Annotated in this window: 14 protein-coding genes; 7 read left to right on the forward strand and 7 right to left on the reverse strand. The window is 55.1% G+C overall.

The features are described 5' to 3' along the window. The 3 genes from aceE to lpdA all read left to right on the forward strand — a co-directional run. A partial coding sequence (gene aceE / locus HP459_RS04670) for a pyruvate dehydrogenase (acetyl-transferring), homodimeric type (protein WP_171935975.1) occupies nucleotides 1–1,913 on the forward strand: 1,913 nt, incomplete at its 5' end. A gap of 14 nt (nucleotides 1,914–1,927) precedes the next feature. Further along, a complete protein-coding gene (aceF, locus tag HP459_RS04675; protein ID WP_171935976.1) occupies nucleotides 1,928–3,853 on the forward strand; it encodes a pyruvate dehydrogenase complex dihydrolipoyllysine-residue acetyltransferase in 1,926 nt (641 codons plus the stop codon). Nucleotides 3,854–4,028: 175 nt separating this feature from the next. After that, on the forward strand, nucleotides 4,029–5,453 hold the full coding sequence (lpdA, locus tag HP459_RS04680) for a dihydrolipoyl dehydrogenase (RefSeq protein WP_003856313.1): 1,425 nt from the start codon (nucleotides 4,029–4,031) through the stop codon (nucleotides 5,451–5,453). A gap of 52 nt (nucleotides 5,454–5,505) precedes the next feature. Here the strand turns inward: lpdA and HP459_RS04685 are convergent, their stop codons facing one another. Both HP459_RS04685 and HP459_RS04690 read right to left on the reverse strand, forming a co-directional pair. Beyond that, nucleotides 5,506–6,297 carry a DUF2950 family protein gene (locus HP459_RS04685; RefSeq protein WP_171935977.1) on the reverse strand — a complete coding sequence of 264 codons (792 nt, stop codon included), beginning with the start codon at nucleotides 6,295–6,297 and terminating at the stop codon, nucleotides 5,506–5,508. Nucleotides 6,298–6,307: 10 nt separating this feature from the next. Then, nucleotides 6,308–7,825 carry a DUF3300 domain-containing protein gene (locus HP459_RS04690; protein WP_171935978.1) on the reverse strand — a complete coding sequence of 506 codons (1,518 nt, stop codon included), beginning with the start codon at nucleotides 7,823–7,825 and terminating at the stop codon, nucleotides 6,308–6,310. A gap of 387 nt (nucleotides 7,826–8,212) precedes the next feature. Between HP459_RS04690 and acnB the strand changes: the two genes are divergently transcribed. Beyond that, nucleotides 8,213–10,810 carry a bifunctional aconitate hydratase 2/2-methylisocitrate dehydratase gene (gene acnB, locus HP459_RS04695; protein WP_022647068.1) on the forward strand — a complete coding sequence of 866 codons (2,598 nt, stop codon included), beginning with the start codon at nucleotides 8,213–8,215 and terminating at the stop codon, nucleotides 10,808–10,810. 181 nt (nucleotides 10,811–10,991) lie between these two features. Further along, nucleotides 10,992–11,354 carry a protein YacL gene (yacL, locus tag HP459_RS04700; RefSeq protein ID WP_022647069.1) on the forward strand — a complete coding sequence of 121 codons (363 nt, stop codon included), beginning with the start codon at nucleotides 10,992–10,994 and terminating at the stop codon, nucleotides 11,352–11,354. 31 nt (nucleotides 11,355–11,385) lie between these two features. Here the strand turns inward: yacL and speD are convergent, their stop codons facing one another. The 3 genes from speD to HP459_RS04715 all read right to left on the reverse strand — a co-directional run bounded on the left by speD (nucleotide 11,386) and on the right by HP459_RS04715 (nucleotide 13,499). Continuing rightward, entirely contained in the window at nucleotides 11,386–12,180 is a 795-nt protein-coding gene (speD, locus tag HP459_RS04705; protein WP_022647070.1) for an adenosylmethionine decarboxylase, read from the reverse strand. Then, entirely contained in the window at nucleotides 12,181–13,050 is an 870-nt protein-coding gene (speE, locus tag HP459_RS04710; protein WP_022647071.1) for a polyamine aminopropyltransferase, read from the reverse strand. Nucleotides 13,051–13,151: 101 nt separating this feature from the next. Beyond that, on the reverse strand, nucleotides 13,152–13,499 hold the full coding sequence (locus HP459_RS04715) for a YacC family pilotin-like protein (RefSeq protein ID WP_003856306.1): 348 nt from the start codon (nucleotides 13,497–13,499) through the stop codon (nucleotides 13,152–13,154). A 145-nt stretch (nucleotides 13,500–13,644) separates the two neighbouring features. Here HP459_RS04715 and cueO point away from each other — a divergent pair, with 145 nt between their 5' ends. Next, the gene (gene cueO, locus HP459_RS04720; RefSeq protein ID WP_032625523.1) at nucleotides 13,645–15,204 is read left to right on the forward strand and encodes a multicopper oxidase CueO; all 1,560 of its coding nucleotides are present in this window, start codon (nucleotides 13,645–13,647) and stop codon (nucleotides 15,202–15,204) included. A gap of 86 nt (nucleotides 15,205–15,290) precedes the next feature. Here cueO and HP459_RS04725 read toward each other — a convergent pair whose 3' ends face one another. Beyond that, complete coding sequence (locus HP459_RS04725; protein WP_023299340.1) at nucleotides 15,291–17,681, reverse strand: glucose/quinate/shikimate family membrane-bound PQQ-dependent dehydrogenase; 2,391 nt, start codon at nucleotides 17,679–17,681, stop codon at nucleotides 15,291–15,293. A gap of 206 nt (nucleotides 17,682–17,887) precedes the next feature. On the opposite strand from HP459_RS04725, the gene hpt reads away from it, so the two are divergent. Further along, complete coding sequence (gene hpt / locus HP459_RS04730) at nucleotides 17,888–18,424, forward strand: hypoxanthine phosphoribosyltransferase (protein WP_003856303.1); 537 nt, start codon at nucleotides 17,888–17,890, stop codon at nucleotides 18,422–18,424. Nucleotides 18,425–18,488: 64 nt separating this feature from the next. Here hpt and can read toward each other — a convergent pair whose 3' ends face one another. Then, nucleotides 18,489–19,151, reverse strand: a complete 663-nt coding sequence (can, locus tag HP459_RS04735) for a carbonate dehydratase (RefSeq protein WP_003856301.1) — start codon at nucleotides 19,149–19,151, stop codon at nucleotides 18,489–18,491. Nucleotides 19,152–19,250 lie beyond the last annotated feature (99 nt).

Consider the following 19,250-nt stretch of genomic DNA (forward strand, 5'->3'; position numbering starts at 1 on the left):
TGGACAACCTGTGCTTCATCATCAACTGTAACCTGCAACGTCTGGATGGTCCGGTAACCGGTAACGGCAAGATCATTAACGAACTGGAAGGCATCTTCGCGGGTGCAGGCTGGAACGTGATCAAAGTCATGTGGGGCGGTCGTTGGGATGAGCTGCTGCGTAAAGACACCAGCGGTAAACTGATCCAGCTGATGAACGAAACCGTTGACGGCGACTACCAGACCTTCAAATCCAAAGACGGTGCCTACGTTCGTGAGCACTTCTTCGGCAAATATCCTGAAACCGCAGCCCTGGTTGCAGACTGGACTGACGAGCAGATCTGGGCGCTGAACCGCGGTGGTCACGATCCGAAGAAAGTTTACGCTGCACTGAAAAAAGCGCAGGAAACCAAAGGTAAAGCGACTGTGATCCTGGCCCACACCATCAAAGGCTACGGCATGGGTGATACCGCAGAAGGTAAAAACATCGCTCACCAGGTTAAGAAAATGAACATGGACGGCGTGCGTTATATCCGCGACCGTTTCAACGTTCCAGTGACCGATGAGCAGGTAGAAAACCTGTCTTACATCACCTTCCCGGAAGGGTCTGAAGAGCACAAATACCTGCACGAACGTCGTCAGGCGCTGAAAGGCTACCTGCCTGCTCGTCAGCCTAACTTCACCGAGAAGCTGGAACTGCCAGCCCTGGAAGACTTCTCTCAGCTGCTGGAAGAGCAGAACAAAGAGATCTCTACCACTATCGCTTTCGTTCGTGCCCTGAACGTGATGCTGAAGAACAAGTCAATCAAAGATCGTCTGGTTCCAATCATCGCCGACGAAGCGCGTACTTTCGGTATGGAAGGTCTGTTCCGTCAGATCGGTATCTACAGCCCGAACGGCCAGCAGTACACCCCGCAGGACCGTGAGCAGGTTGCATACTACAAAGAAGACGAGAAAGGTCAGATCCTGCAGGAAGGTATCAACGAGCTGGGCGCAGGCGCATCCTGGCTGGCTGCTGCGACCTCTTACAGCACCAACAACCTGCCGATGATCCCGTTCTACATCTACTACTCCATGTTCGGGTTCCAGCGTATCGGTGACCTGTGCTGGCAGGCCGGCGACCAGCAGGCTCGCGGCTTCCTGATTGGTGGTACTTCTGGTCGTACGACCCTGAACGGTGAAGGTCTGCAGCACGAAGATGGCCACAGCCACATTCAGTCTCTGACTATCCCTAACTGTATCTCTTACGACCCGTCTTACGCGTACGAAGTGGCAGTCATCATGCATGACGGTCTGCAGCGCATGTACGGTGAAGCGCAAGAGAACGTTTACTACTACATCACCACCCTGAACGAAAACTACCACATGCCGGCAATGCCAGCAGGTGCCGAGGAAGGTATCCGTAAAGGTATCTACAAACTCGAAACCATCGAAGGTAGCAAAGGTAAAGTTCAGCTGCTGGGCTCCGGTTCTATCCTGCGTCACGTTCGTGAAGCAGCGCAGATCCTGGCGAAAGACTACGGTGTGGGTTCCGATGTGTACTCTGTGACCTCCTTCACTGAACTGGCGCGTGATGGCCAGGATTGTGAGCGCTGGAACATGCTGCACCCAATGGAAACCCCACGCGTTCCGTACATCGCTCAGGTGATGAACGACGCGCCTGCGGTGGCGTCTACTGACTATATGAAACTGTTCGCTGAGCAGGTTCGTACTTACGTTCCAGCTGATGATTATCGCGTACTGGGTACTGACGGCTTCGGTCGTTCTGACAGCCGCGAAAACCTGCGTCACCACTTCGAAGTTGATGCTTCCTACGTGGTAGTAGCAGCACTGGGCGAACTGGCTAAACGTGGCGAAATCGATAAGAAAGTGGTTGCGGACGCAATCACCAAATTCAACATCGATGCAGATAAAGTTAACCCGCGTCTGGCGTAAGAGGTAAAAGAATAATGGCTATCGAAATCAATGTACCGGACATCGGGGCTGATGAAGTTGAAATCACCGAGATCCTGGTCAAAGTAGGCGACAAAGTTGAAGCTGAACAGTCGCTGATCACCGTAGAAGGCGACAAAGCCTCTATGGAAGTCCCGTCTCCTCAGGCTGGCATCGTTAAAGAGATCAAAGTCTCTGTTGGCGATAAAACCGAGACTGGCAAACTGATCATGATTTTCGATTCCGCCGACGGTGCAGCAGCTGCTGCACCTGCGCAGGAAGAGAAGAAAGAAGCCGCTCCTGCTGCTGCTCCAGCAGCGGCCGCGGCAGCGAAAGAAGTAAATGTGCCTGACATCGGCGGTGACGAAGTTGAAGTTACCGAAATCCTGGTGAAAGTGGGCGACACCGTTGCGGCTGAGCAGTCACTGATCACCGTAGAAGGCGACAAAGCCTCTATGGAAGTGCCAGCACCGTTCGCCGGTACCGTTAAAGAGATCAAGATCAACACCGGCGACAAAGTGTCTACCGGCTCGCTGATCATGGTCTTCGAAGTGGCGGGTGCAGCACCTGCCGCTGCGCCTGCTCAGGCTGCTGCTCCGGCTCCGGCCGCTGCACCAGCGGCTGCTGGCGGCGCGAAAGACGTTAACGTACCGGATATCGGCGGTGACGAAGTTGAAGTGACCGAAGTGATGGTGAAAGTGGGCGACAAAGTTGCCGCTGAACAGTCACTGATCACCGTTGAAGGCGACAAAGCTTCTATGGAAGTGCCTGCGCCGTTCGCCGGTACCGTTAAAGAGATCAAAATCAGCACCGGCGACAAAGTGTCTACCGGCTCTCTGATCATGGTCTTCGAAGTGGAAGGCGCAGCGCCTGCCGCCGCTCCGGCTGCCGCGGCTGCTCCGGCACCTGCTGCTGCACCGGCTCAGGCTGCTAAACCTGCTGCTGCACCGGCTCAGGCTGCTAAACCTGCTGCTGCCCCTGCTGCTAAAGCAGAAAAATCTGAGTTCGCTGAAAACGACGCTTACGTCCACGCGACTCCGCTGATTCGTCGCCTGGCGCGCGAATTCGGTGTGAACCTGGCGAAAGTGAAGGGCACCGGCCGTAAAGGTCGTATCCTGCGCGAAGACGTTCAGGCTTACGTGAAAGACGCGGTGAAACGCGCCGAAGCTGCACCTGCAGCAGCCGCTGGCGGCGGTATCCCGGGCATGCTGCCATGGCCGAAAGTGGACTTCAGCAAGTTCGGTGAAATCGAAGAAGTGGAGCTGGGCCGTATCCAGAAAATCTCTGGTGCTAACCTGAGCCGTAACTGGGTGATGATCCCGCACGTTACGCACTTCGATAAGACCGATATCACCGATCTGGAAGCGTTCCGTAAACAGCAGAACGCCGAAGCTGAGAAGCGTAAGCTGGACGTGAAGTTCACCCCAGTGGTCTTTATCATGAAGGCCGTTGCCGCTGCTCTTGAGCAGATGCCACGCTTCAACAGCTCCCTGTCCGAAGACGGCCAGAAGCTGACGCTGAAGAAATACATCAACATCGGTGTTGCGGTTGATACGCCAAATGGTCTGGTGGTTCCGGTCTTCAAAGACGTGAACAAGAAGAGCATTACCGAGCTGTCCCGTGAACTGACCACCATCTCCAAAAAAGCGCGTGATGGTAAGCTGACTGCCGGCGAAATGCAGGGCGGCTGCTTCACTATCTCCAGCATCGGCGGCCTGGGTACCACCCACTTCGCGCCGATTGTAAACGCGCCGGAAGTGGCTATCCTCGGTGTGTCCAAGTCCGCGATGGAGCCGGTGTGGAATGGCAAAGAGTTCGTGCCGCGTCTGATGATGCCAATCTCTCTGTCCTTCGACCACCGCGTAATCGACGGGGCTGATGGTGCGCGTTTCATCACCATCATCAACAACACCCTGAGCGACATTCGCCGCCTGGTGATGTAATCGAAAAGCCGGCCAGTCGGCCGGCTTTTTTCTGATAATCTCATGGGGTTTTTGAGGTTATTGGTGAAAGCGATAATTCGTGAGCCGTTTGTTGTTTCAAAATTGTTAACAATTTTGTAAAATACGGGCGGATAGAACGACCCGGTGGACGACGGGTATACATTAAGAGGTCATGATGAGCACAGAAATCAAAACTCAGGTCGTAGTACTTGGGGCAGGCCCGGCAGGTTACTCCGCAGCATTTCGCGCCGCGGATTTAGGTCTGGAAACCGTCATCGTAGAACGTTACAGCACCCTCGGCGGTGTTTGTCTGAACGTCGGCTGTATCCCTTCTAAAGCGCTGCTGCACGTAGCGAAAGTTATCGAAGAAGCTAAAGCGCTGGCTGAACACGGTATCGTCTTCGGCGAGCCGAAAACCGATATCGACAAAATTCGTACCTGGAAAGAGAAAGTTATCACTCAGCTGACCGGCGGTCTGGCGGGTATGGCCAAAGGCCGTAAAGTGAAAGTGGTAAACGGTCTGGGTAAATTCACCGGTGCGAACACCCTGGAAGTGGAAGGCGAAAACGGCAAAACCGTGATCAACTTCGACAACGCGATCATCGCGGCAGGCTCTCGCCCAATCGAACTGCCATTCATTCCACATGAAGATCCACGCGTGTGGGATTCCACCGATGCGCTGGAGCTGAAAACCGTTCCTAAGCGTCTGCTGGTTATGGGCGGCGGTATCATCGGTCTGGAAATGGGTACTGTGTACCATGCGCTGGGTTCAGAGATCGACGTGGTTGAAATGTTCGACCAGGTAATCCCGGCAGCCGACAAAGATATCGTTAAAGTCTTCACCAAACGCATCAGCAAGAAATTCAACCTGATGCTGGAAACCAAAGTGACTGCCGTTGAAGCGAAAGAAGACGGTATTTACGTTTCCATGGAAGGCAAAAAAGCCCCATCCGAACCACAGCGTTACGACGCCGTGCTGGTGGCTATTGGCCGTGTGCCGAACGGTAAAAACCTCGACGCGGGCAAAGCTGGCGTGGAAGTGGACGACCGTGGCTTCATCCGCGTTGACAAACAGCTGCGTACCAACGTGCCGCACATCTTTGCTATCGGCGATATCGTCGGTCAGCCAATGCTGGCGCACAAAGGTGTTCACGAAGGTCATGTTGCCGCTGAAGTTATCGCCGGCATGAAGCATTACTTCGATCCGAAAGTGATCCCATCTATCGCGTATACCGAGCCAGAAGTTGCATGGGTTGGTCTGACTGAGAAAGAAGCGAAAGAGAAAGGCATCAGCTACGAAACTGCCACCTTCCCGTGGGCTGCTTCTGGCCGTGCTATCGCGTCCGACTGCGCAGACGGTATGACCAAACTGATCTTCGACAAAGAGACTCACCGCGTCATCGGTGGTGCGATTGTCGGTACCAACGGCGGCGAGCTGCTGGGTGAAATCGGTCTGGCTATCGAAATGGGCTGCGACGCAGAAGACATCGCGCTGACCATCCACGCACACCCAACTCTGCATGAGTCCGTGGGCCTGGCGGCAGAAGTGTTTGAAGGTAGCATTACCGACCTGCCAAACGCGAAAGCGAAGAAGAAATAAGTTTCTTCAGATGAAAAAAGCGGCCTCAGGCCGCTTTTTTTATGCGCTGCGTTCAGGGTGTGACAGGCTGCCAGGTCTTATCCGGCTGGTATTCACTAAGAGCCTGCGCTTTCTGCGCCGAATCGTTGCCGAGATCTGCCTGATAAACCGCGTCATCCTGGTTAATTACAAAGCTCATTACCCCCGTCTGACCGTAGTTCACCGGCCAGGCGACCATGGCAAAGCCATTTTTATCCGGCAGGATGCGGAATCGGTAACCATGGTAACCCGCCCCCGACTGTGGAGGACTGAACGCCGGACCCAGTGGGCTGGGCGTTTCACCGGGAGCGACGGGCCAGTACAGTCCATCCTTTTTACCTTCAGAACTGACTATCTTCTGCGCGTACTTTTGGTTCATCGCAAAATAGCTCTGCTGGGCATCAACATAGGCGTGAAGCGCTTCGATGGCTGCGAGTTCGTTGCGCCCGATTTCGCGGGTCAGGATCTCTTCTGCGGCTTCCTGCATATCAAACTGCCAGCCAGATGCCGTTTTGACCACCGGGATCGGTAGCTGCCAGCCGTTATCGCCCACCACCAGGTGCGCCACGTTGCCACTGATGACGGTTTTATGATGAACGTTCCAGTCGCGCAGGAAGCGATCGACCGCATCAGGATCAACGCCTTCGGGCGGCAGAAAATCGCGCCAGTTTTCACCGAGCAAATTGTTCATCGCACTTTCGTTTTGCTCGCTGATGGCGCTTGCCAGCACACTGGTCGCCTGTTCTGGCGAACTGAACGATTGCTGTGCCATGACGGCCGCCGAGACCATGAACAACACCATTCCACTGAGTAATTGACGTTTCATGTCGGCTCCCTTAACGATGACGGAATTCATGGCGTTCAGCGCGTTCACCAGTGAGCTGGCGCGGCTGATGTTGACGAGTAGCGAGCTGCCGGCTTTGCGCCCCGCGCTGCTGCTGGGCTTGCCAGTTCGCGGAGCGGCTGTCGTTGCCGCTCAGGGCATTGGCCCGATGCAGCCTGGCTGGCTGCTGTACCGTCTGTGAAACCCGCTTCTCCTGTCTGTGCATGTCAGTCTGATGATGTTCACGCTGCGGCGTGCTCGTCCGTTTTACGGCCTGTGGCCTGGTGTCATATCCACGATAGTTATTTCGCTGCGAGATCTGCTTCAACTGTTGCGTTGAGGCCAGACGTTGTGCGTCCCGCGTGGCTGTATGTACTGAGTGTGGGAGGGTTTTACCCGTTGATTTTTCCATCTGGCTGAGAGCGGCCTGGCGCTGGCTGTCGCGATTGACTGGATTTTGCTGCGTCGCGCTTAGCCCGGTGGCTGTATGTGTAGAGTGGAAGCGGTTAGTTAGCTGGTTATTCGGGTAAGGCACGCCTTCACGATAGGCAGGATTGTGCTGCCAGGTGTGGTTATTACCGTTCAGGTGCTGCCCGCTGATTCTGTTGAAATTATCCACGTTGATATTGATGTTGTTATCACCGTTGCGGTTATAACCGCCGTGATTGTCCCAGTCATCATCGTGATGATGGTGATCCCAGTCGTCGTCATCCCAGTCAATATTGCTGAAAATGGCGTAGGTTGTAGCGACCCCGAGGCTAAAACCTAATCCTTTAACCAGACTGTCAGTGAATTGCTCGCCGGGTGAGGGCGGAAGATAGACCGGCGGGTAAGCGGTGTTAGGCCAGGTACCATAAACCGTATTCGGGTTATACGTGGGAACATACACCACCTGCGGATCGGCGGATTCAATCTTGATCACCGTTGGGCTGGTAGACGTTGCGGTTGTCGTGGTTTTTGTCGATGCAGGTTTCGTGACGGTGGTGACCGTCTGCTGCGGTGTGGATTGTAGCGCACCCGTTTGTTGGGCCAGCAGGCGCAGCCGCTGTACGGAATCCATCACATCTTTCGGCTGTGCAAGGAAGGCGTCTCCCAGATTTTGTACCCATGGCGGATTTTCGCCCATCAACGACATCAGCTGAGGAAACGCAACCAGGGATTTTACGCTGGGATCCCACGGCTGGGTGGCTACCGCCTGAAGGGCGGCATCACCCTGCATTTTAGGATTGTCTTTCGACCACTGCGCGGCCTGAATAACATTTGACGGGTAGGTCGACGCCATCAAGATTTGCGACAGCAGGGCATCCGGGTAAAGCGCGACAGGGGCAACCCATTGGTCGATTTGCGCCGCAGTGTAGACCGGGGCAGCGACGGGCGCAGGCTGGGCTACCGGTGCGCCAGGTTGTTGTGTAACCGGAGCAGGTGTAGCAGGTTCCGTTGCGCGGCTTTTAACGTACATGACACCCGAGGCGGCAAACAGCCCCGCACTGCAAAGCAGAACAAGAAGATGTGGTTTAAAAGGCAACTTCATAGATTGACTCCAACGAGACGAGTGCAGTGCCGTGAGGCGTTGCTGTTGCCGCGAGTATCATTCACTCGTGTTTTACAGTTTTGACTATTGTTGGGAAACCAACCGGAGCGTCCGGATAAAGAGTGTGAGTATTTATTACACAATTATATCGGATAGCTGAAAAGGCGACGGGAAAGAGGACAAGATTCGCCTCGTCTCCCCGCTACACCATGCTTAACGATTCAGCAAATAATTTAATGTTGCTTTTTTGTAAACAGATTAACACTGTGCAGAAATCCTGCTATGCTGCCCGACGCGGTATCGGGCATTTACCCTACAAACTGCTGTCTCACAGGAGCGTGAAGAGAACGCCCGCCGCATATGACAATGAGAGCGAGGAGAACCGTCGTGCTAGAAGAATACCGTAAGCACGTAGCAGAACGTGCCGCCGAGGGAATTGTACCCAAACCTTTAGATGCAACCCAAATGGCCGCGCTCGTCGAGCTGCTGAAGAACCCGCCTGAGGGCGAAGAAGAATTCCTGTTAGATCTGCTGATCAACCGCGTACCGCCTGGCGTAGATGAAGCTGCCTACGTAAAAGCCGGATTCCTTGCTGCTATCGCCAAAGGCGAAGCCACCTCCCCACTGGTTACTCCTGAAAAAGCCATTGAACTGCTCGGCACCATGCAGGGCGGCTATAACATTCATCCGCTGATTGACGCGCTGGACAACGAAAAGCTGGCACCGATTGCTGCCAAAGCGCTCTCTTCAACGCTGCTGATGTTCGATAACTTCTACGATGTAGAAGAAAAAGCCAAAGCAGGCAACGTTTACGCGAAGCAGGTGATGCAGTCCTGGGCCGATGCCGAATGGTTCCTGAACCGCCCTGCGCTTGCTGAAAAAATTACCGTGACCGTCTTTAAGGTTACCGGTGAAACCAACACCGATGACCTCTCTCCGGCTCCGGACGCGTGGTCTCGTCCTGATATTCCCCTGCATGCCCTGGCGATGCTGAAAAACGCCCGCGAAGGCATCGAGCCGGATCAGCCGGGTAGCGTTGGCCCGATTAAACAGATCGAAGCGCTTCAGGAGAAAGGTTTCCCGCTGGCCTACGTCGGTGATGTGGTTGGTACCGGTTCTTCCCGTAAATCCGCCACCAACTCCGTGCTGTGGTTCATGGGCGACGACATTCCGCACGTGCCGAACAAGCGCGGCGGCGGCCTGTGCCTCGGCGGCAAAATTGCACCGATCTTCTTCAACACCATGGAAGATGCGGGCGCTCTGCCAATTGAAGTGGACGTGAGCAACCTGAACATGGGCGACGTGATTGACGTTTACCCGTATAAAGGCGAAGTGCGCAACCACGAAACCAACGAACTGTTGGCAAGCTTCGAGCTGAAAACCGACGTGCTGATCGACGAAGTGCGTGCCGGTGGCCGTATTCCGCTGATTATTGGCCGTGGCCTGACCACCAAAGCGCGTGAAGCGCTGGGTCTGCCGCACAGTGACGTGTTCCGTCAGGCGAAAGACGTGGCGGAAAGCAATCGCGGCTTCTCGCTGGCACAGAAAATGGTCGGTCGCGCCTGCGGCGTCGCTGGTATCCGTCCTGGCGCGTACTGCGAGCCGAAAATGACCTCCGTGGGCTCTCAGGACACCACCGGTCCAATGACCCGTGATGAACTGAAAGACCTTGCGTGCCTGGGCTTCTCGTCTGACCTGGTCATGCAGTCCTTCTGCCACACTGCGGCATATCCGAAGCCGGTTGACGTCACTACGCACCACACGCTGCCTGACTTCATTATGAACCGTGGCGGTGTCTCCCTGCGTCCGGGCGACGGCGTTATCCACTCCTGGCTGAACCGCATGCTGCTGCCGGACACCGTGGGTACCGGCGGTGACTCTCATACCCGTTTCCCGATTGGTATCTCCTTCCCTGCGGGCTCCGGTCTGGTGGCGTTTGCCGCAGCGACCGGCGTGATGCCTCTCGACATGCCTGAATCCGTGCTGGTGCGCTTCAAAGGCAAAATGCAGCCGGGCATCACTCTGCGCGATCTGGTGCACGCAATCCCGCTGTATGCCATCAAACAGGGTCTGCTGACCGTTGAGAAGAAGGGCAAGAAAAACATCTTCTCTGGCCGCATTCTGGAAATTGAAGGTCTGCCGGATCTGAAAGTTGAGCAGGCGTTCGAGCTGACCGATGCCTCTGCCGAGCGTTCTGCGGCGGGCTGTACCATCAAGCTGAACAAAGAGCCGATTATTGAGTATCTGACCTCCAACATCGTGCTGCTCAAGTGGATGATTGCGGAAGGCTACGGCGACCGCCGTACGCTGGAGCGTCGTATTCAGGGCATGGAAAAATGGCTGGCGGATCCGCAGCTGCTGGAAGCTGACGCTGACGCAGAGTACGCGGCGGTGATCGACATCGATCTGGCGGATATCAAAGAGCCAATCCTGTGTGCGCCAAACGATCCGGACGATGCGCGTCTGCTCTCTGACGTACAGGGCGATAAGATCGACGAAGTGTTCATCGGCTCCTGTATGACCAACATCGGCCACTTCCGTGCTGCCGGTAAGCTGCTGGATACTCACAAAGGCCAGCTGCCGACCCGTCTGTGGGTGGCGCCGCCAACCCGTATGGATGCGGCGCAGCTGACCGAAGAGGGCTACTACAGCGTGTTCGGTAAGAGCGGGGCGCGTATTGAAATTCCGGGCTGCTCCCTGTGCATGGGCAACCAGGCGCGCGTGGCCGACGGTGCGACAGTGGTTTCCACCTCCACCCGTAACTTCCCGAACCGTTTGGGTACCGGGGCGAACGTCTACCTGGCTTCTGCGGAGCTGGCAGCGGTTGCGGCGCTGATTGGCAAACTGCCAACGCCGGAAGAGTACCAGACCTTTGTGGCTCAGGTAGATAAGACGGCGGTGGATACCTATCGCTATCTGAACTTCGACCAGCTCTCTCAGTACACCGAGAAGGCTGACGGGGTGATCTTCCAGACCGCGGTATAAAAACCAACCCCTCACCCCTAACCCCTCTCCCAAAGGGGCGAGGGGGATTTTATTCCCTCTCCCTTTGGGAGAGGGCCAGGGTGAGGGGTATTTTTTTATTTTCATTCCTCCCACCTCTCCCGCTTTTTTTCTTCCTCTCTGCTGCGATAATTACCCTAATGGCTTTGCAGAGGAAAACGCTATGGATTACGAATTTTTGCGCGACATCACCGGCGTGGTGAAAGTGCGAATGTCGATGGGGCACGAAGCCGTTGGACACTGGTTTAACGAAGAGGTGAAAGAGAACCTCGCGCTGCTGGATGAAGTCGAACAGGCAGCGGAAACGGTGAAAGGCAGTGAACGCTCCTGGCAACGCGCCGGACACGAATACACCCTGTGGATGGATGGCGAAGAGGTGATGGTGCGTGCCAACCAGCTTGAGTTCTCGGGTGATGAGATGGAAGAGGGGATGAGCTACTACGACGAAGAGAGCCTGTCGCTGTGCGGTGTGGAAGATTTCCTGAAAGTGGTGAACGCCTACCGCGACTTTATGAAACAGAAGTAACTCCCCGAAGCGTCCCTGCTTCGGGCCACGATTACACGGTCGGAATGTTACGGCCGTAGTAAATTTCGCGCATCTCTTTCCAGAGCAGGTCGGTAATGACCTTACGCTCTTCTTCGCTTAAATCTTCCGGTTTCGTGTGGAACATGTAGTGCTTAAGGTCGAATTCCTTAAGTAACATTTTGGTGTGGAAGATATTCTCCTGATAGACGTTCACATCCATCATGTCGTACAGCGATTTCATGTCGTCGGACATGAAGTTCTGAATGGAGTTGATCTCATGATCGATGAAGTGCTTCATGCCGTTGATATCACGGGTAAAACCGCGTACGCGATAATCAATAGTGACGATATCGGATTCCAGCTGGTGGATTAAATAATTCAACGCATTCAGCGGTGAAATCACGCCGCAGGTCGACACCTCGATATCCGCGCGGAAGGTACACAGTCCGCCTTCCGGGTGGCTTTCCGGGTAGGTGTGCACGCAGATATGGCTTTTATCCAGGTGGGCGACAACCACTTCTGGCAGTGGGCCGGGGTGCTCGGTTTTGTCGATAAGCTGCGGGTCAACCGGCTCTTCACTGACCAGAATGGTGACGCTTGCTCCCTGCGGCTCGTAATCCTGGCGCGCGATATTCAGGATGTTGGCGCCGATAATCGAGCAGGTCTCTGTCAGGATCTCGGTCAGACGGTTGGCGTTGTAGAGTTCATCGATATAGGCGATATAACCATCGCGCTCTTCTGCTGTTTTGGCGTAGCAGATATCGTAAATACAAAAACTCAGGCTTTTGGTCAGATTGTTAAAGCCATGCAGTTTAAGCTTTTTCAATTAGTTCACCTCCTTTGAGGACAGCGCGTCTTGCAGATATTGAGGCAACGCAAAGGCTGCGGTGTGGATCGCCGGGTTGTAGTATCGGCATTTGAGTCCGGCCTGGTGGAAGCGGGCCTGGATAATTTCGGTGGAGAGATGGCGCAGGACGTCGTTATCCGTCGCCCAGGCAAAGGTCATGATCCCGCCGTAGTAAGTGGGGATCGCCGCCTGGTAGAAGCTGACGTCAGCAAAATAGGTGCTCAGCTTACGGTGGCTATCAAGCGCTTCATCCTGTTGCAGGAAGCAAACGCCGTTTTGCGCCACAAAAATCCCGCCAGGCTTCAGGCAGCGCTTGCAGCCTTCGTAAAACGACGAGGTAAACAGCGACGCGCCCGGACCGATAGGGTCGGTACAGTCAGAGATAATGACATCAAACGTTTGCGTGGTCTGGTTAACAAAATTGACGCCATCGTCGATAACCAGATTAAACCGCGGATCGTCATAGCTGCCAGCATTGTGGTTGGGCAGATACTGGCGGCAGAACGACACCACACCGGCGTCGATTTCCACCATGGTGATGGTTTCGACATTCTGATGGCGAGAGACTTCACGCAGCATCGCGCCGTCGCCGCCGCCGATAATCAGCACGTCCTTCGCGTGGCCGTGGGCCAGCAGCGGGACGTGGGTCATCATTTCGTGATAGATAAACTCGTCGCGCTCGGTGGTTTGCACCACGCCGTCCAGCGCCATTACGCGGCCAAAGGCGGCGTTTTCGAAGATTATCAGATCCTGATGATCGGTTTTCTCATGATAGAGCACGTTATCCACGGCAAAATACTGACCAAACTGGTCATGCAGCGTTTCTTGCCATACCGTTTTTTCGGTCATGGGGAGCACCTCCTTCGTTAACATCCATTACATCCGGCAGATGGGCGCAACACAACACCGCCGTGAAGCGGTTAGCGGGTCAACAAGGGGCGTCGGAAAGGTTACTTCACGTAGGCGAGCAGGCTGAGTGAATCGCGAGCCAGCGCTTTGCATTTTTTAGCAGTGGGAATGCCAATACCGCTTAAATCACGGTAGCTGTCTTCACCGAGCGCCTTCATGTCGAAGCTGTCGTAGTTGCTGAGGTCCCATTGGTTCTGCTGGGCAAAAAAGACCAGTGCGCGACGAATTTGCCCATTGGGTAAATTCTGGTAACCACAATCGTTTTTCAGAAAAACAAAAACTGCCGTCAGATCGGCCATATCTTCCGCTTCGTTTTCACTTAGCGCGTAACTGTTCGCACACATCGCCATCAGGCTGGCGAACAAAATTGTTCTGAAAAACGTCTTCATTGCCTTTACCACTGCATCACGGAAAATTAACGTTAGCATACTTGATGCCAGGCCGACGATCTTTATTATTGCCGCCGTGCTTGACCTTCCGGTAAGGGGAGGGTTTATGCTCAAAAGATCGCCTGCTGGAAATAAGGAAATGCACATGCAACGTCGTGATTTTTTAAAATTTTCTGCCGCGCTGGGGGTTGCCAGCGCGTTACCGCTCTGGAGCCGCGCCGTTTTTGCCGCCGACAGACCTGCTTTACCCATACCTGAATTACTCGCCGCAGATGCCCGCAGCCGCATTCAGCTTGTGGTGCAGGCCGGTAAAACCACGTTCGGTCAGCACGCCGCCACGACGTGGGGTTATAACGGCAATTTGCTCGGCCCTGCGTTGCAGTTACGCAAAGGGAAGGCGGTGACGGTAGACATTCATAACACGCTAGCGCAAGAGACCACGCTGCACTGGCATGGGCTGGAAGTCCCGGGCGAAGTGGATGGGGGGCCTCAGGGCGTCATCAGGCCTGGTGGTAAACGCAGCGTCACCTTTACTCCTGACCAGCGTGCGGCGACCTGCTGGTTCCACCCGCATCAGCATGGCAAAACGGGCCATCAGGTGGCGATGGGGCTGGCCGGTCTGGTGCTGATTGAAGACGATGAAAGCCGCCTGCTGCGCCTGCCAAAACAGTGGGGGATCGACGATGTCCCGGTGATTGTGCAGGACAAAAAATTCAGCGCTGACGGGCAAATTGACTATCAGCTGGACGTAATGAGCGCGGCGGTAGGCTGGTTTGGCGATACGCTGCTGACCAACGGCGCAATCTACCCGCAGCATGCCGCGCCAAAAGGCTGGCTGCGTTTACGCCTGCTAAATGGCTGTAACGCCCGCTCGCTGAACTTCGCCACCAGCGATAAACGCCCGCTGTATGTGGTGGCAAGCGACGGCGGCCTGCTGCCGGAACCGGTGAAGGTGAGCGAGCTGCCGATGCTGATGGGCGAGCGCTTCGAGGTGCTGGTGGATATCAGCGATGGCAAAGCGTTTGACCTGGTGACCCTGCCGGTCAGCCAGATGGGGATGGCCGTTGCGCCGTTTGATAAACCCCATCCGGTCCTGCGCATTCAGCCGCTACAGATCGCCGCTTCCGGTACGCTGCCGGACGCCCTCACCACGCTACCCGCACTCCCGTCGCTGGACGGGCTTACGCAGCGTAAACTTCAGCTCTCCATGGACCCGATGCTCGACATGATGGGCATGCAGGCGCTGATGAAGAAGTACGGCAATCAGGCCATGGCGGGAATGCACCACGGCCAGATGATGGGCCATATGAATATGGACCACGGTAAAATGGGCGGCATGGATCACGGCGGCCATGGTTTCGATTTCCACAACGCCAACCGCATCAACGGCAAAGCGTTCGATATGAACACGCCCATGTTCGCCGCCACGAAAGGGCAGTTTGAACGCTGGGTGATTTCAGGCGAAGGCGACATGATGCTGCACCCGTTCCATATCCACGGCACGCAGTTCCGTATTCTCTCTGAGAACGGTAAAGCGCCGGACGCGCATCGCCGGGGCTGGAAAGATACGGTGAGGGTGGAAGGCGGTGTCAGCGAGGTGCTGGTGAAGTTCGACCACGAAGCGCCGAAAGAGTTTGCCTATATGGCCCACTGCCATCTGCTGGAGCATGAAGATACGGGGATGATGCTGGGCTTTACCGTATAAAAAAAGCCGGGTGGCGGCTTCGCCTTACCCGGCCTACATAGGACACCCGAAAGCCCGGTAAGCGTTAGCGCCACCGGGCTTTTTCATTACTTAGCGTCGTCAGGCAGTGCATACGCGACAATATAGTCGCCCATCTTCGTGCCAAACGAACCGTGACCACCTGCGGAGATGACAACGTACTGTTTGCCATTCACTTCATAGGTCATCGGCGTTGCCTGTCCACCGGCTGGCAGACGGCCTTGCCACAGTTTTTCACCGTTGGTCATGTTGTAGGCGCGCAGGTAGTTATCTGCGGTTGCCGCGATGAACAGCACGTTACCGGCGGTGGAGATTGGGCCACCCAGCATTGGCATACCCATATTGAACGGCACTGGAACAGGCATCGGGAACGGCATGCTGTCCTGTGGCGTACCAATACGTTTCTTCCAGACGATCTTGTTGGTCTTCAGATCCAGACCGGAGATGTAACCCCAGGCAGGCTGTTTACACGGCAGACCGAACGGAGAAAGGAACGGATTCAGGGTCACACCATAAGGAACGCCATACTGCGGCTGGATACCGGCTTCGGTACCGCTGCCTTTCGCATCTTTAGGCTGCTCCATTGGGTTACCCGGACCGCGTGGGATCAGACGGGAAACGAACGGCAGCGCCATTGGGTTAGCGATGGCGACCTGACGGTTAGGGTCAACGGAGATCCCACCCCACTCGAACATCCCCAGGTTACCCGGGAAGACCAGCGTGCCCTGCTCTGACGGCGGCGTGAAGATACCTTCATAGCGCAGCTGGTGGAACATCACGCGGCATACCAGCTGGTCAAACATCGTGGCACCCCACATGTCTGCACCGCTGAGGTCTTTCTCCGGACGGAAACTCAGATCAGAGAACGGCTGCGTTTTGGTAACGTAGTCGCCTTTAGCCGCGCCCTGCGGAACCGGTTTTTCCGGCGCAGGAACAACCAGCTTACCGTTGCTGCGATCCAGCACGAAGATGTTGCCGGTTTTGGCCGGGGCGTAAATCACCGGAACGGTTTTACCGTTAACGGTAATGTCTGCCAGCGTTGGCTGGGACGGCATATCCATATCCCACAGATCGTGGTGAACGGTCTGGTAGCTCCATGCCAGTTTACCGGTCGTTGCGTTCAGCGCCACGATGGAGCTGGCGTAACGTTCCTGCTCCGGCGTACGGTTACCACCCCAGATATCCGGCGTGGTCACGCCCATCGGCAGGTAAACCAGGTCCAGCTTCGCGTCATACGCTGCCGGTGCCCAGGAGTTCGGTGAGTTAAAGGTAAAGGTGTGTTCATCCGATGGGATCGCGTTGGGATCTTTCGCGCCCGGGTCGAAGGCCCACAGCAGTTTACCGGTGTTCACGTCGAAACCACGGATAACGCCGGAGGTTTCGCGGGTAGAGAAGTTATCCGTTACCGAACCGGCAATCACGATGGTTTTATCGGTAATAATTGGCGGGGAGGTCGGCTCATACAGACCCGGCGTAGTGTCCGGCATGTTGGTCTGAAGATTCAGAATGCCTTTGTTAGCGAAGGTTTCGCACAGCTTACCGGTCTCAGCGTTGATGGCAAACAGGCGGCCATCGTTCACCGGCAGCATAATGCGGCGAGGACAGTCGGCAATGACTTCCGGGCTGGCATTATCAGCGCGCGCTTCGTGGTAAGAGACGCCGCGGCAGGTTATGTGCTGGAACGACGGGTTGGAGTTCAGCTGTGGATCAAAGTGCCATTTCTCTTTACCGGTGGCCGCGTCGAGCGCGAACAGACGCTGGTGCGCCGTACACAGGTAGAGCATGTTGCCCACTTTAATCGGGGTCACTTCGTTGGTCAGCTCACCCGGATCGTTCGGCATTTTCAGGTCGCCGGTACGGAATACCCAGGCTTCCTTCAGGTTTTTCACGTTGTCCGCGTTGATCTGCTTCAGCGGGGAGTAACGTTGACCTTCCTGATTTCGACCATAGGCTGGCCAGTCGCCGTCAGCCACCTGCGAAATAGCCGCAGCCGGTGTGGATTCAGTGTTCAGCGTACCGTGGATCTCCTGCGGGTCGTTGAATCCGGCCCAGGTCAGGATGCCGCCACTAATCAGCAGGGCAACGACCAGACCGGCTACAGCACCACTGGAAGGGACGATCAGACGACGCCAGACAAACGGCAGGATCAGCCAGATACCGAAGAAGACCAGAATGTCGCTGCGCGGCGTCAACGCCCAGAAGTCGAACCCGACCTCCCAGACGCCCCAGATCATGGTTGCGAGCAGTAACGCTGCGTACAGCCACAGAGCAGATTGTTTTCTGCGTAAAAGCAGGACGGTTACGCCAACCATAACCAGACCCGCAATCGGGTAGTACCAGGAGCCGCCAATCGCGACCAGCCATACGCCACCGATTAACAAATACAGCGCGCAGAATGCGGCAAACGCGGCTGTTAATGTCACCAGTAGACGCGGCTGTTTAGTTTTTGTTTCAGCCATAGAAAAGTACTCGTCAGTTTTGTTAATTATTTGCTAGCAATTAATTATAGGTATTAACAACTGTGATCGGAATCACAAATATTGCTTTTTATAACTCATACGCCAGGGCAATCCATTTACTGGTATAATGGCTGGCTTGCGTATCGATGCCGGAGCGAGAGTCATCCGCATTGAGAGATTTTCACTAAAATCATTTGGTTAGTAATATGAAACATACTGTTGAAGTGATGATCCCGGAAGCCGAGATCAAAGCGCGTATCGCCGAACTGGGTCGTCAAATCACCGAACATTACAAGGACAGCGGCAGCGAAATGGTGCTGGTCGGTCTGTTGCGTGGTTCTTTCATGTTCATGGCAGACCTGTGCCGTGAAGTGCAGGTGCCGCACGAGGTCGATTTTATGACCGCCTCCAGTTACGGCAGCGGCATGTCCACAACCCGTGATGTGAAAATCCTGAAAGATCTGGATGAAGATATTCGTGGCAAAGATGTGTTGATTGTTGAGGACATCATCGACTCCGGCAACACGCTCTCTAAAGTGCGTGAGATCCTGAGCCTGCGTGAACCAAAATCACTGGCGATTTGTACCCTGCTGGATAAGCCTGAACGCCGTGAAGTGCAGGTGCCGGTGGAGTTCGTTGGTTTCTCCATCCCGGACGAATTCGTGGTGGGTTACGGCATTGATTACGCGCAGCGTTATCGCCATCTGCCGTATGTTGGGAAAGTAGTGATTCTGGACGAATAATTGCGGGCTGTTGCCCTCACCCCAGCCCTCTCCCACAGGGAGAGGGTGAAAACCCCCGGCTTTGTTATTTATGGTTCACATGCTTAAGCTTGAGGTTGGCAATTCCCGAGCGGTAACGCTGTTCCAGCGTTTCGCGGTTGGTGGCGGTCACTTCCAGATTGCGCAGCAGACCGTCGTGAATACCGTACGCCCAGCCGTGGATGGAGACCTTCTGCCCGCGTTTCCAGGCAGACTGCATAATCGTCGAGTGGCCCAGGTTATAGACCTGCTCCATTACGTTCAGCTCACACAGGGTGTCGAGACGGCGCTCCTGCGGCATTTCGCCCAGCAGTGAGCTATGTTTGAACCAGATATCACGAATGTGCAGCAGCCAGTTATCGATTAACCCCAGCTCTGTGTTTTCGACCGCCGCCTGCACGCCGCCGCAGCCGTAGTGGCCACAAATAATGATGTGCTCAACCTCAAGAACGTCAACGGCGTACTGCACAACCGAAAGGCAGTTGAGATCGGTATGAATAACCAGGTTAGCCACATTGCGGTGAACAAACAGTTCGCCAGGTTCAAGACCCGTCAGACGTTCGGCGGGGACACGGCTGTCAGAACATCCAATCCAGAGAAAGCGCGGGTTCTGCGCTTGCGCGAGTTTTCCAAAAAATCCGGGGTCTTCCTCCACCAGCATTTTTGACCATAGTGCATTGTTGCTGATGAGTGTATCTATGTCGTTCATGGAGGTTAGCGACCTGTAACCAAGTGATTGCGTTGCGCTACTATAGGGTAACCCGACTTTTAATGAAACCACACAACGTGTGTCAGAACTTAAGGTAAG

Origin of the sequence: Enterobacter sp. CM29 (genome assembly GCF_013179605.1) — a bacterium.
In the GTDB taxonomy this organism is placed as follows: Bacteria; Pseudomonadota; Gammaproteobacteria; order Enterobacterales; family Enterobacteriaceae; genus Enterobacter; species Enterobacter intestinihominis.